Source organism: Pseudomonas sp. GM21, from assembly GCF_000282215.1.
In the GTDB taxonomy this organism is placed as follows: Bacteria; Pseudomonadota; Gammaproteobacteria; order Pseudomonadales; family Pseudomonadaceae; genus Aquipseudomonas.
In genome coordinates, this window is the sequence record NZ_AKJS01000102.1 from 15,497 (window position 1) to 27,631 (window position 12,135).

At 57.1% G+C, this 12,135-nt stretch carries 13 protein-coding genes and 1 pseudogene; all 14 read right to left on the reverse strand.

Going from position 1 to position 12,135, the window contains the following annotated elements:
• Positions 1-175: 175 nt before the first annotated feature.
• A complete protein-coding gene (locus PMI22_RS12745) occupies positions 176-1,051 on the reverse strand; it encodes an alpha/beta fold hydrolase (protein ID WP_007946402.1) in 876 nt (291 codons plus the stop codon).
• Positions 1,048-2,010, reverse strand: a complete 963-nt coding sequence (locus PMI22_RS12740; protein ID WP_007946404.1) for a class I SAM-dependent methyltransferase — start codon at positions 2,008-2,010, stop codon at positions 1,048-1,050. Before PMI22_RS12740 ends, PMI22_RS12745 begins: the two co-directional genes overlap by 4 nt.
• On the reverse strand, positions 2,007-3,239 hold the full coding sequence (locus PMI22_RS12735) for a YcaO-like family protein (RefSeq protein ID WP_007946405.1): 1,233 nt from the start codon (positions 3,237-3,239) through the stop codon (positions 2,007-2,009). Before PMI22_RS12735 ends, PMI22_RS12740 begins: the two co-directional genes overlap by 4 nt.
• Positions 3,240-3,281: 42 nt before the next feature.
• Positions 3,282-3,410 (reverse strand): hypothetical protein, encoded by a 129-nt coding sequence (locus PMI22_RS32285; RefSeq protein ID WP_007946407.1) that lies wholly within the window; start codon positions 3,408-3,410, stop codon positions 3,282-3,284.
• Positions 3,411-3,827: 417 nt separating this feature from the next.
• The gene (locus PMI22_RS12730) at positions 3,828-4,142 is read right to left on the reverse strand and encodes a helix-turn-helix domain-containing protein (RefSeq protein ID WP_007946408.1); all 315 of its coding nucleotides are present in this window, start codon (positions 4,140-4,142) and stop codon (positions 3,828-3,830) included.
• Positions 4,132-4,482, reverse strand: a pseudogene (locus tag PMI22_RS0129455) (toxin). The gene PMI22_RS12730 and the pseudogene PMI22_RS0129455 overlap by 11 nt, the downstream one beginning before the upstream one ends.
• Before the next feature lie 367 nt (positions 4,483-4,849).
• On the reverse strand, positions 4,850-5,227 hold the full coding sequence (locus tag PMI22_RS12725) for a type II toxin-antitoxin system VapC family toxin (protein ID WP_007946411.1): 378 nt from the start codon (positions 5,225-5,227) through the stop codon (positions 4,850-4,852).
• Positions 5,224-5,553 (reverse strand): type II toxin-antitoxin system Phd/YefM family antitoxin, encoded by a 330-nt coding sequence (locus PMI22_RS31625; protein WP_443200812.1) that lies wholly within the window; start codon positions 5,551-5,553, stop codon positions 5,224-5,226. Before PMI22_RS31625 ends, PMI22_RS12725 begins: the two co-directional genes overlap by 4 nt.
• Positions 5,554-5,862: 309 nt before the next feature.
• Positions 5,863-7,326, reverse strand: coding sequence for an NADH-quinone oxidoreductase subunit NuoN (nuoN, locus tag PMI22_RS12715; protein WP_007946413.1), 1,464 nt, complete (start codon positions 7,324-7,326; stop codon positions 5,863-5,865).
• Between the two features lie 7 nt (positions 7,327-7,333).
• The gene (nuoM, locus tag PMI22_RS12710; RefSeq protein ID WP_007946414.1) at positions 7,334-8,866 is read right to left on the reverse strand and encodes an NADH-quinone oxidoreductase subunit M; all 1,533 of its coding nucleotides are present in this window, start codon (positions 8,864-8,866) and stop codon (positions 7,334-7,336) included.
• Positions 8,867-8,906: 40 nt separating this feature from the next.
• Positions 8,907-10,760, reverse strand: a complete 1,854-nt coding sequence (gene nuoL / locus PMI22_RS12705; protein ID WP_007946415.1) for an NADH-quinone oxidoreductase subunit L — start codon at positions 10,758-10,760, stop codon at positions 8,907-8,909.
• Positions 10,757-11,065 (reverse strand): NADH-quinone oxidoreductase subunit NuoK, encoded by a 309-nt coding sequence (nuoK, locus tag PMI22_RS12700; protein ID WP_007946416.1) that lies wholly within the window; start codon positions 11,063-11,065, stop codon positions 10,757-10,759. The genes nuoL and nuoK overlap by 4 nt, the downstream gene beginning before the upstream one ends.
• A gap of 2 nt (positions 11,066-11,067) precedes the next feature.
• Positions 11,068-11,571, reverse strand: coding sequence for an NADH-quinone oxidoreductase subunit J (gene nuoJ / locus PMI22_RS12695; RefSeq protein ID WP_007946417.1), 504 nt, complete (start codon positions 11,569-11,571; stop codon positions 11,068-11,070).
• Between the two features lie 9 nt (positions 11,572-11,580).
• Complete coding sequence (nuoI, locus tag PMI22_RS12690; RefSeq protein ID WP_007946418.1) at positions 11,581-12,126, reverse strand: NADH-quinone oxidoreductase subunit NuoI; 546 nt, start codon at positions 12,124-12,126, stop codon at positions 11,581-11,583.
• Positions 12,127-12,135: the final 9 nt, after the last annotated feature.

Here is a 12,135-nt window from a genome sequence, read left to right on the forward strand (position 1 = left end):
GCCGCGTTTTTGTTTGTGCCTGATAGTCCGCTATCGCGAGCAGGCTCGCTCCCACAGGAGATTGGTGTTGCATGGGCACTCGCGGTCCATTGTGGGAGCGAGCCTGCTCGCGATGGGGTCTTTCCAGACACAGATTTTTCCAGCCGAACCAACTCTGACAGAAGTACCGTTTTTGTTACGGGCACAGGCTTCGTTTCAGTGTGCGGCGCACGGCTTTCAGCATGGCACTGTCAAAAGCATCGTGTCCGGCATGCAGTAACTGGCACTGCATGGTCAGACGTTGACGAAGCCAGCGCAGGCTGGTCATACCAAACGTATCCTTAATGCCTTGTATCACCTGGGTATTGGAATCGAGGGTCAGTTTTTCCTGCCTGCGGGTGAAGAAGTATTGATTGAGGTGGTAGTGCAACTCCAGGCGGATAGCGTGGACGGCTTCTTCATCGGCGAAATCTTCGATTGTGCCTTGGCGCATAGACTGACCGTTCAACTGAAAAATGGCTTTTAACCAGTGGGTGGCGGCCTGACGCTGCTGCGCTGTACAGCCGTTGCTCAGTATTTGATAGATCTGCCGCGCACTGCTGCCATCAGTCCCATGACCTACACCCGCCAGACCTTCGCTTAACTTTTGGTCATAGGCACTGACGTTGGCGGCAAAGGGTACAAACACTGAGACCAAGGTGGTTTTCAGCACGGTTTGGGGATAACGCTGCTGGTACTGGATCGCCAGCCAGCTTCCCCAGGAAACCCCCAACAGGCTGATTTTTTCGAAGCCCAAATGCTGACGCAGTCTGTCGATGTCTTCCACGCACAACCCTGTGTTATTGCGCCGGAGTTCACCGTGGGGGTAAGAGCGTCCGCAGCCGCGCTGGTCATACAGGACGATGTCGAAACCGAGGAGATCGAAGAACTCCAGATGATGACGACTGCTGCACCCACCCGGCCCGCCATGCAGGAAAAATATCGGTTCGGTGCCAGGGGTGCCGTGTCGTTCCCAATAGATCAAGTGCCCGTCGCAGGTCGGGAAGTAGCCGGTTTTCAATGAAGGCGTCATGTCAGAGGGACCCTCAGCCGGTAGAACTGGAACAGTTCCATTTGCTCAGGGCGGGCCGCGACGCTTGAAAGAAGCTCCAGTTTCAGCAATTGGGCCATGTATGGCACCGGCACCAGCACCGGGGTATGACCGAAAACCAGAACCGTGCCCCCCGGATTCACACAGGCCACAATATCGTGAAAGGTCTGCCGGGCATCCGCGCGAGTCATCACTTCGGCATTGAGAAAACGCAGGATCAGCACATCGCATTTGAGGCCGGAAGAAACAACGTCTCGGGCATCGGCCACAAGGAACTCCACCGCACCGGTGGCATGACGGCACCTGGCGTGATCAATCATCGAGGCCGAACGGTCGGAACCCAGGCAGTGGCGCTCGGGAAGCGCACGGGACAGGTGCGTTATGAACTCGCCCGTCGAACAGGCCGGATCCAGGATCACGGTTCCGGGGCTCGACAGGGTTTCAAGCAGGGTAGCGCAATGCTCTCGTAGATGGCCTTCGTCAGCATCCAGCTGCGTGGCGAGCGAGTCGTCGCACTGCCAGTAATCGGTCGGGCAAACGAATTCCAGACCCTTGGCATCGATGGCAGGAAACGGGAAGTGGACTTCACTGTCGGGTCGAGCCTGTGCAAGGTTGAAGGCCGCTTGCTTTTGCTCCATGGACGCACCGTGATAATAGAGTGCGATACCGACATTCTCCCATTGCATCTCGGCCAGCGGCCCGAGCAGCATCCAGGGCTTGAGCAGACTGCTGATGTACCAACCGCCGCTTTCAGCCTGCTGCAGCATTTTTCGACCTGCCCAATGGCAGCCATTCACGCGCAAGAAGAAGAGGTGATGGAATCCGCCACCGAAGGGTTCTACGTGGCAATTGAGTGCGAGCGAGGGGGTGGAAGGCTGGACGAAGGTTTGAGCCAGCAATACTTCTCGTCGGGGATCGACTGGATTGAACCGAGGGTTCATACGCTCACTCCTTGAGGACGTTCCAGGCGTCGCCCTCGCGCTTGCGGAACCACCACGTTGCCGCTGGAAACAACAAAAAAACGCTCCAGCCCCGGTATCACGACATTGACCAGAGTGGTTCCCAACCTGGTTTGATGCAGCGTTGAAATACCCAGCGTTCGTCCTTGTTGTTGCAGGTCCTTGGCCAGCAGATCGATCTGCTCAGCCAGTGGCTTTTGATCATGTGCGTGGGGCAACGCCACGTACTGTTGCTCGGACTGGTTGAGCAACGGATTGAGGTCGAATCGCAAACAGCGTAACAACCGGGGGAACTGCTTCAGATGGCGTTCCGCGTTGCTCAGGCAATGCGTCAGTTCGGGCTCGTTGGCCCCGTGATGCAACTGAACAAGCTCGGTCAGCGCACGCCATGCGCCATGTCGGGCCATGAGTGAGCAGCCTGCTCCAAACACTCTTGGGGTTACACAAGGCCCGATGGAAAAGGCGAGAAAAGTCTTCGGAAAAAACTCGGTGCTGATATCGACAAGGACAATTTCGGCGCCGATTTCTGCCTCGGCGTCTGACCACAGTCGGCCGAGGACATCGTCATCGGGTAATCGGACGACGCGGCGCAGAGGCGGGTGGTTTTCGTAGTAAAAATGGTCCAGCAGAAACAATGACACCGCGTCGCGTTCGATACATTCATTGACGGCGTGCAGGACTGCCTCATTGTAAGTTGCACCAATGGCGGTTCCGCTGTTGCTGGCATAACGGCGCAGGGAACGATAGTTGGTCGTGTCGGGTGCAAAAACATTGCTTGAATAGTCGGGTGTGCACAAGGCTATTGGGTAATAAAACGAAGAGTTGTCTATTGTATTGATATAAGTTCGGCAAGCAGTGCAGGTGCTTTTTTTTGTTATAAGTGCAAGCGCTGAGTCGTCGTGAAAAAGTGGAGTGTGGGAAAAATAGGCCGGCGCAATGTAGTGAGCGATGGAGGTATCACAATGATCGCTCAGATAATGTTCCAGCGTTTCATAGAGTGCACCGACTCGGGCTTGCTCCGCGTAGCCTTTACCGGCACCTCTGGCGCGGCGTCGAGGATTATGGGTACTGACAGAAACGTGGGTCGCAACGATTTTGCTACCAAGGGTGCGGATGTCGAGATGAAGACCAAATCCCTCCAGTTCGGCAAGAATTCGCTGCTCGGCCTGAGCCAGAGTCAGCTCCCGTTCAGTAACCATGAACTTGTCCATTATTCGTTCCCTCGAGAAACCGGGGGCATTGCCCCCGGTTTTTTATTCGGCCTGTAGTTCTGCCTGTTCTTCCTCGGTCAATTGAAGTGCTTCGATCTGTTCGGCAGTCGGGGCTTCTTGTTGTTCAAGATCGATGACTTTGTTGGCGTTCCAGCTGGCCATATAACCCATGATTAAATCCTCTTGTATTTAGTTGAGTGTGCTTCGTTGAGCACGGATCAAATGTATAAGTCATGGGTTGAGTACGTCAAAAATGTCAGAAAGTATCGAAACCGTATTGAAGTAATGCTGAAATACGTACAGAACAATTGACGTATTGACTGAATACCGCGTGAAAATGCGTTGCGAGCTGGCGGGAGCGGCATTTCTAAATGACGGGGTGCTCAGGTTTATTCGTAGTCACTTGTGGGAAGTTTCAGCCAGAGGCTGAGGTTAATTTGCAATAGATGTGTTTAATGTTCTCTTTAGCCTTTGATTTGGCGAATGCTCCTACAGTTGTGAAGGAATAATGGAGCGACGCGCGGTTTAGTCTCTCGGCCTCCGACAAACGAAAAACGGCACCCGAAGGTGCCGTTTTACCTCGATGGTTCAGGTCAAGGCTGCGAGTTGTTCGATTGTCTGCGGAAAGCGTGCAACCAGGCGGATCAGTGTCGTGGCCTGAGCATTTGGGGTTGCCCGTCCCTGTTCCCAGTTCTCGAGGGTTCGGGTGTTGGTGCGCAGATACATGGCAAATACTGACCGGGAAAGGTTGAGCTGTTGGCGGATGGCTAGCACTTCCTCGGCAGTGATGGGCATCAGTTTTGGTAGCTCAACCTTGTGGGTTCGCAGAGTGATCTTGCCTTGGCGCTCATCGGCCAGCGATTCGAGGCCATCCATCAGTTCGGAAAAAATGTCACGTTTCATAGTGGGATCTCGTGTTGATTTCTCTTTCTAGTGCTTGTCTGAAAATTTTCTTCTGGAAGGGCGACAAGTCGTCTTGCTCGTTTTTGCTGTACACGGTGAATAGCCAGAATTGATCGAAGCCTGACCATCAGTAATAAATCACCCGTATTCTGCCGCGCTTGCCTTTACCTCGGCGTTGATCGCGAAAGCGAATTTTGCGCAGCCCACCAGTGCCCTCAATGAGATCTCCCGCTTCCGGATTCCTCAGCAACTCCAGCTGGAAGCTGCGAAACAGATCGTCGTCCAGATAATCGTCTCGGTGTTTTTGAAACATAGGTAATTCGATAAAAAGAGCATCCATGTTCTGTACGCTACCTACGTATAGTGTTGTCTCGATAATCGAATCGGTCAAGGCCTCCAGGCCATCCTTTTTGTTCCCGTTTCAACGGTAGACCGCGGTCGTGAAAACACGTGTAGGACGAGTCGATCAGTGCTGTGAGAGCATTCGATAAAGGAGGGAGGAGTGCGATTTACCATTTGCCCTGCTGACTTCAATTCGCCTGTGTTCCCAATGTGGAGAGTCATTGATGGCAGTGGGGCTGACCTGCGAAGCGGTGCATAAATCGATGTCTGAAAACTACGATCCACAAACGCAAAAACGGCACCCGAAGGTACCGTTTTTTTGTGCTGCCTAGGATCCAGTATCCTCAAAACCGTCGTAGCGAGTTTTAAATCAAAATGGCCAATGATGTGTACTTAGCCACTATTGGATCCGCCGTAAGAAGTTTCATCGGTTCCGTCATAGCAGTTGCCACAATGAGGCGGTCAAACGGGTCACGATGGTGAGGTTCCAGATCTTTCACCGCAATAGCGTGTTCGGATGAAACAGGTAATTCAATGAATCCACTTTCGACGCAATATTCCCGGATTTCCTCCAGGTCAACGCTCAGCTTTCCTATGCTGACCTTGATCGCCATTTCCCAGAAAGTCGCGGCGCTAACATAAACTTCAGCAGCGTTATTAATGAGCTGTCGGGCTTTGCCAGATAATTTCTGATCATCGGCGAGTGTCCAGAGCAGCACATGGGTATCGAGCAACACTCTCATGGTTGCTGCCCTTCAAATGCATCCAGCAGATCGTCCGGCAGAGCGGCATCGAAGTCGTCGGTAAGGATGAGTTTGCCTTTCATCGCTCCTATACGTTGTCCGCGAGATCTTTCCACTGGAACCAGGCGGGCAAGTGGCCGGCCGTGTTTGGCGATCGTGATGACTTTTCCGGCGGCAGCGTCATCGACAAGTTTGGATAAATTGTTTTTGGCTTCGGCTAACGGAACAATGATCATGATTCGCCTCTCCCCATATTCTGGACAAATATAGCCAGAATCTTGTAGGGCTGCAAAGTTGCGCAACGCCTTAGAGCAGACGTATGACATAAGGATAGATTTGGCGCTGGAGCGCGCAGGCGAAATTTCGTTCCGACGCCCAGTGGCCAAGACTTCAAATCCATCTGCCAATTCATAAAAGATATCGCGTTTCATTGTTCGTCCTCATATCGGTCGTTCCCGCAGGCATTCAAGATAGAGGTATTGCCCAAGTTCTGGCTGTAGGACGAACCTGACATTCCCGCGTGAGCTTTCGGGAATTGCAGAAGGAGGGCAGGGCAGCAGTAACAAATCCCCCAAACGCAAAAACGGCACCCGAAGGTGCCGTTTCTATTTTTCTACCGAGTACCGCTCAAGCGATCAACCCGCCAACCCGGCCTGTTGAACCAGCACCAGCAATGGCTGAGGATACAGACCGAGGAAGAACGCCAGTGCCGCGATGGCCAGCAGCATCACGCCGCCTGCACGTTGTTCCCAGTGCAGTTGCGCATCGTGGCGACGCAGGTTCGGTTCGATCAGGAACAGCGTGACCATCACACGCAGGTAGTAGAAAACGCCGATGGCGCTGCCCAGTACCAGGGAGCCGACCAGCCACCACTGATGCGACTCGACGCCGGTGGCAATGATGTAGAACTTGCCGATGAAGCCCGCGGTGAGCGGGATACCGGCCAGGGACAGCATCATCACGGTCAGTACGGCGGTCAGGTACGGACGGCGCCAGAACAGGCCGCGGTATTCGTACAGGGCATCCGCGTCACGGCCGTTGTATGGCGAGGACATCAGGGTGATCACGCCGAAGGCGCCGAGGCTGGTGATCACGTAGGTGACCAGGTACACGCCAATGGCTTCCACGGCCAGACCCTTGCTCGCCACGAGGGCGATCAGCAGGTAACCGAAGTGGGCGATGGACGAGTAACCCAGCAGACGCTTGAGGTTGCTTTGGGTCAGTGCCAGCAGGTTACCGAACAGGATCGACGCGATGGCGATGATTGTCAGTACGTCGCTCAGCACTCCGCTGCTTGCCGCTGGCGAGATCTGGAACAGACGCACCATCACCGCGAACACGGCCACTTTCGAAGCGGTCGCCAGGAACGCGGCCACCGGTGCCGGAGCACCTTCGTACACGTCCGGGGTCCAGAGGTGGAACGGTACCAGCGACAGCTTGAACGCCAGACCAATCAGCATCATGCCCAGGCCCAGTTGCGCCAGCGAGCTTGGCAGGCCGGTGGCCGCGAGGGCGTGGCCGATACCGCTGAAGCTCAGGCTGCCCGAATCGGCATACAGCAGCGCCATGCCGAACAACAGGAAGGCAGAACCGGCGGCCGACAGCACCATGTACTTGATACCGGCTTCCAGCGAACGCTTGTTGAAGAAGGCATAGGCCACCAGACCGTAGACCGGCACCGACAGCAGCTCCAGACCGACGAACAAACCGGCCAGGTGCTGCGCGCTGACCAGAACCAGGCCACCGGCGGCGGACATCAGAATCAGCAGGTACAGTTCTTCACGGTTGCCCGGGTAACCCGAACCGCCATCGCCGAGGTAGGCGTGGGCGAGGGTCACACACGCGAGGGTGGCGACCAGGATCAGCGCCATGTACAAGCAGGCAAAACTATCGATTTGCAGCAGCGGGGTCACGGCCAATGGCGCGACTTTCAGGGCCGGCAGGATCGACAGCAACGCCAGGTTCAGGCCCGCCACGGAAATCAGGAAGGTCTGCGAGTGGTTGCGGCGCCAGGCAATCGCCAGCATCACCACGATGATCGTGGCGCTGGTGATCAACAACGGCGCTAGCGCGATAAAGTGTTGAGTCGTGAATTCCATAGCGCTCTTACCGGGCCGAAGCGAGTTGAGTGAAGGCGGTGCCGAGCCACTGCTGCACGCCATGCATCGTCGCGGCAGAGGTATCGAGGAACGGTTGCGGGTACACGCCGATGTAAATCAGCAGCGCCGCCAGACCGACCACCATGATCATTTCGCGACCATCCATGCCATGCATCACCGCGTCCGACTTGGACGGGCCGAAGTAGGCACGGTGGATCATGATCAGCGAGTAGACCGAACCGAACACCAGGCCGGACGTTGCGATCACGGTGATCCACGGCGCAGCAGGGAAGGTGCCGATCAGGATCAGGAACTCACCGACGAAGTTACCGGTACCCGGCAAGCCCAGGGACGCAGCCGCGAAGAACAGGCTGATGGCCGGAAGGTAAGCGATCTTCGACCACAGGCCACCCATTTCACGCATGTCGCGGGTGTGAGTGCGCTCGTACAACTGACCGCTGAGGATAAAGAGTGCTGCCGCCGACAGACCGTGCGCCAGCATCTGCATCACTGTGCCCTGCAGCGCCAGTTGGCTGCCGGAGTAGATACCGATCAACACGAAGCCCATGTGGGAAACGGAGGAGTAGGCGATCAGACGCTTGATGTCGGTTTGGGCGAAGGCCAGGAACGCACCGTAGAAGATCCCGATCAGACCCAGGGTCATGGCGAACGGCGCGAACTCGGCCGAGGCATTTGGGAATAGCGGCAGGGCGAAACGCAGCAGACCGTAAGCCGCCGTCTTCAACAAGATACCGGCCAGGTCGACCGAACCTGCGGTTGGCGCCTGGGCGTGAGCGTCAGGCAACCAGGAGTGGAACGGTACGACTGGCAGCTTCACCGCGAAGGCGATGAAGAAGCCGAGCATCAGGATGTACTCGGTGGTCATCGACATCTTGGTTTTCAACAGGTCGGCGTAGTTGAAAGTAATCACGCCGGTGTCGTTGAAGTTGACCAGGACCAGACCCAGGATCGCCACCAACATGATCAGGCCGGACGCCTGAGTGAAGATGAAGAACTTGGTCGCCGCATAGATCCGGGTTTTCTTGCCGTCCGAAGAACTGTGACCCCAGAGCGCGATGAGGAAGTACATCGGCACCAGCATCATTTCCCAGAAGAAGAAGAACATGAACAGGTCGAGGGCGAGGAACACGCCGACGACACCGCCCAGGATCCACATCAGGTTCAAGTGGAAGAAGCCAACGTGACGTTGAATCTCTTTCCACGAGCAGAGGACCGAGAGAACGCCCAGCAGACCGGTCAGCATGATCATCAGCAGCGACAGGCCATCGAGGGCCAGGTGCACGCTGATGCCGAAACGCTGGATCCAGATGTGCTTGAACTCAAGCGCCCAGGTCGGATCGGCGCCAGGCGCCGGGGCTAATGAATAGTCACCGTTGGCCCACAGCCAAAGGCCGAGGGCGAGCAACAGGGACATGGTGATCAGCGCAATCCAGCGCGGGAGGGTGGAGCTGAAGCGCTCACCCATCCAGCACAGCAGGCCGCCGATGAAGGGGATCAGGATTAGCCAAGGCAGAATCATGACGGGCTCAATTCCTTTCGCAAGTTCGCAAGGTTCATATTCAGACCGCTACCAGCACGATGGCGCCGATGACCAGCACGGAGCCGGCTGCCATCGATGCCGCGTACCAACGCAGTTGACCGGTTTCGGTACGGCTCAGGGCGGTGTGACCGCCTTTGGCCATACGCGGGATCAGACCGATGGTCTGGTCGAGCGGGTCTCTGCGCAGTACGTGGCTGATCGCCAGGTATGGCTTGACGAACAGTTTGTCGTAGATCCAGTCGAAGCCCCAGGCAGCGAACCACCAGGCCGAAAGGAAGCGGCCGATGCCGCTGTTGGCGATTGCAGTGACGAAGCGACGCTTGCCGAGGAACAGCAGCGCGGCCAGCAGGATACCGGCCAGGGCGATGGCGCCCGAAGCGATTTCCAGACTGTGCTTGGCTTCGCCGCCGGCATGGCCGACGCTTTCCGGCAACACACCGTGCAGTGGCGGAACGATCATCGCGCCGATGGCGGTGGACAATACGATCAGCACCGACAGTGGCAGCCAGTGAGCAATGCCGTGACCGGCGTGCGCTTCGGTCTTCGCTTCACCGTGGAACGCGATGAAGATCAGGCGGAAGGTGTACAGCGACGTCATGAACGCGCCGACCAGACCTGCGTACAGTAGACCGTGGTTGCCGCTGGCGAACGCTTCCCAGAGGATTTCGTCCTTGGAGTAGAAACCTGCGGTCACCAGTGGCAGGGCTGCCAGAGCGGCACCACCGACGATGAAGCTGGCGTAGGCCAGCGGCAGTTTCTTCCACAGACCGCCCATCTTGAAGATGTTCTGCTCGTGGTGGCAGGCAACGATCACCGCACCGGATGCAAGGAACAGCAGGGCCTTGAAGAAGGCGTGGGTCATCAGGTGGAAGATCGCGCCGTCCCAGGCACCCACGCCCAGGGCCAGGAACATGTAGCCGATCTGGCTCATTGTCGAGTAGGCGAGGATACGCTTGATGTCGGTTTGTACCAGAGCGGCGAAGCCCGCCAGGACCAGGGTCACACCGCCGACCAGGCCGACCAGGTGCAGGATTTCCGGCGCCAGGGTGAACAGGCCGTGGGTACGGGCGATCAGGTAAACACCAGCGGTCACCATGGTTGCGGCGTGGATCAGTGCCGAAACCGGGGTAGGACCGGCCATCGCATCCGCCAGCCAGGTTTGCAGCGGCAGTTGCGCGGATTTACCGACAGCGCCACCCAGCAGCATCAGGGTGGCCATGACCATCCAGAAGTCGCCGGCCTGGAATTTCTGCGGTGCCAGCACCAGCAGTTCCTGGACGTTCAGCGTACCCAGTTGAGCGAACAGGATGAACAGGCCGATGGCCATGAACACGTCGCCGATACGGGTCACGATGAACGCCTTGAGTGCCGCGTTACCGTTGTTGCGGTTGCTGTAGTAGAAACCGATCAACAGGTACGAGCACAGGCCCACGCCTTCCCAGCCGAAGTACAGGAACAACAGGTTATCGCCCAGGACCAGGAACAGCATGCTGGCGATAAACAGGTTGGTGTAGGCGAAGAAGCGCGAGTAACCGGCTTCACCGCGCATGTACCAGGACGCGAACAGGTGGATCAGGAAGCCGACACCCACGACCACACCGAGCATGGTCACGGACAGGCCATCGAGGTACAGCGCGAAGTTCGGCGTAAAGCCTTCCACCGCCATCCACTGCCACAACACCTGGGTGTAGTGACCGCCTTCCGGCGGGGCGACGTTGAATTGCCAGATCACATAGGCTGTGACGATGGCCGACAGACCGATGGAACCGACGCCGATCAGCGCCGACAGGTTTTCCGAGAGGCGGCCGCGTGAGAACGCCAGCAGCAGGAAACCTATAAGGGGGAATACGAAAGTCAGATAGAGAAGATTCATCCGCGCATCTCGCTGGCAGCGTCGATATCGAGAGTGTGGAAGCGGCGGTACAGCTGCAACAGAATCGCCAGGCCGATACTGGCCTCGGCGGCTGCCAGGCTGATCACCAGGATGAACATGATCTGTCCATCCGGCTGCGCCCAGCGGCTACCGGCAACGATGAACGCCAGTGCGGAGGCATTCATCATGACCTCCAGGCTCATCAGCACGAAAAGAATGTTGCGGCGGACCATCAGGCCGACCAGACCGAGGCAGAACAGGATGCCGGCGACCGCCAGACCATGCTCCATAGGGATAGCAGGCATCGTCATTGCTCCTTGGCTTCGTTGCGGCCCAAGTGGAACGCCGTGACGGCTGCGGCGAGCAGCAACATCGAGGCGAGTTCGACCACCAGCAGGTACGGACCGAACAGGCTGATGCCAACGGCCTTGGCGTCTACGGTGGTGTGGCCGATGGCCTGGCCGCTCTGATGAGCGAACAGTACGTACAGCAGTTCACCCAGCAGCAATGCGCCGAGAATCACGGGGCCGAGCCAGATACCGGGCTTGAGCCAGACGCGCTCTTGCTGAACCGAGGCGGGCCCCAGGTTCAACATCATCACCACGAACACGAACAGCACCATGATGGCGCCAGCGTAGGCGATCACTTCCAGTACACCGGCAAACGGTGCGCCGAGGGCGAAGAACGTCATGGCCACGGCGATCAGTGAAATGATCAGGTAGAGCAGGGCGTGCACAGGGTTGGTGTTGGTGATCACGCGAAGCGTGGACACCACAGCGATACCCGATGCGAAATAGAAAGCGAATTCCATCTTTCTTCCTTAAGGCAGCAAGCTCTTCACGTTGATCGGCTGGGCTTCATTCTGCGCGGAGCCTTTGGGCTTCCCGGCAATCGCCATACCTGCAACACGATAGAAGTTGTAATCAGGGTTTTTGCCGGGGCCGGAGATCAGCAGATCTTCTTTCTCGTAAACCAGGTCCTGACGTTTGAACTCGGCCATTTCGAAATCCGGTGTCAGCTGGATCGCGGTGGTCGGGCAGGCTTCCTCGCAGAGGCCGCAGAAAATGCAGCGCGAGAAGTTGATGCGGAAGAAGTCCGGGTACCAGCGACCGTCTTCGGTTTCAGCTTTCTGCAGCGAGATGCAACCAACCGGGCACGCCACGGCGCACAGGTTGCAGGCTACACAACGTTCTTCGCCATCAGGGTCACGGGTCAGGACGATACGGCCACGGTAGCGCGGTGGCAGGTACACGGCTTCTTCCGGGTACTGCAGCGTGTCGCGCTTGCGGAAGGCGTGGCCGAAAATCATCACCAGGCTGCGAAGCTGGGTGAAGAAGCCATGCACGATGTCAAATATGTACTTCATGATTCTCTA

Excerpts from the sequence above, each read along its gene's own strand:
- PMI22_RS12745 (WP_007946402.1), bottom strand. The coding sequence starts at position 1,051 with ATGACGCCTTCATTGAAAACCGGCTACTTCCCGACCTGCGACGGGCAC.
- PMI22_RS12740 (WP_007946404.1), bottom strand. The coding sequence starts at position 2,010 with ATGAACCCTCGGTTCAATCCAGTCGATCCCCGACGAGAAGTATTGCTG.
- PMI22_RS12735 (WP_007946405.1), bottom strand. The coding sequence starts at position 3,239 with ATGGACAAGTTCATGGTTACTGAACGGGAGCTGACTCTGGCTCAGGCC.
- PMI22_RS32285 (WP_007946407.1), bottom strand. The coding sequence starts at position 3,410 with ATGGGTTATATGGCCAGCTGGAACGCCAACAAAGTCATCGATCTTGAA.
- PMI22_RS12730 (WP_007946408.1), bottom strand. The coding sequence starts at position 4,142 with ATGAAACGTGACATTTTTTCCGAACTGATGGATGGCCTCGAATCGCTG.
- PMI22_RS12725 (WP_007946411.1), bottom strand. The coding sequence starts at position 5,227 with ATGAGAGTGTTGCTCGATACCCATGTGCTGCTCTGGACACTCGCCGAT.
- PMI22_RS31625 (WP_443200812.1), bottom strand. The coding sequence starts at position 5,553 with ATGTCATACGTCTGCTCTAAGGCGTTGCGCAACTTTGCAGCCCTACAA.
- nuoN (WP_007946413.1), bottom strand. The coding sequence starts at position 7,326 with ATGGAATTCACGACTCAACACTTTATCGCGCTAGCGCCGTTGTTGATC.
- nuoM (WP_007946414.1), bottom strand. The coding sequence starts at position 8,866 with ATGATTCTGCCTTGGCTAATCCTGATCCCCTTCATCGGCGGCCTGCTG.
- nuoL (WP_007946415.1), bottom strand. The coding sequence starts at position 10,760 with ATGAATCTTCTCTATCTGACTTTCGTATTCCCCCTTATAGGTTTCCTG.
- nuoK (WP_007946416.1), bottom strand. The coding sequence starts at position 11,065 with ATGCCTGCTATCCCTATGGAGCATGGTCTGGCGGTCGCCGGCATCCTG.
- nuoJ (WP_007946417.1), bottom strand. The coding sequence starts at position 11,571 with ATGGAATTCGCTTTCTATTTCGCATCGGGTATCGCTGTGGTGTCCACG.
- nuoI (WP_007946418.1), bottom strand. The coding sequence starts at position 12,126 with ATGAAGTACATATTTGACATCGTGCATGGCTTCTTCACCCAGCTTCGC.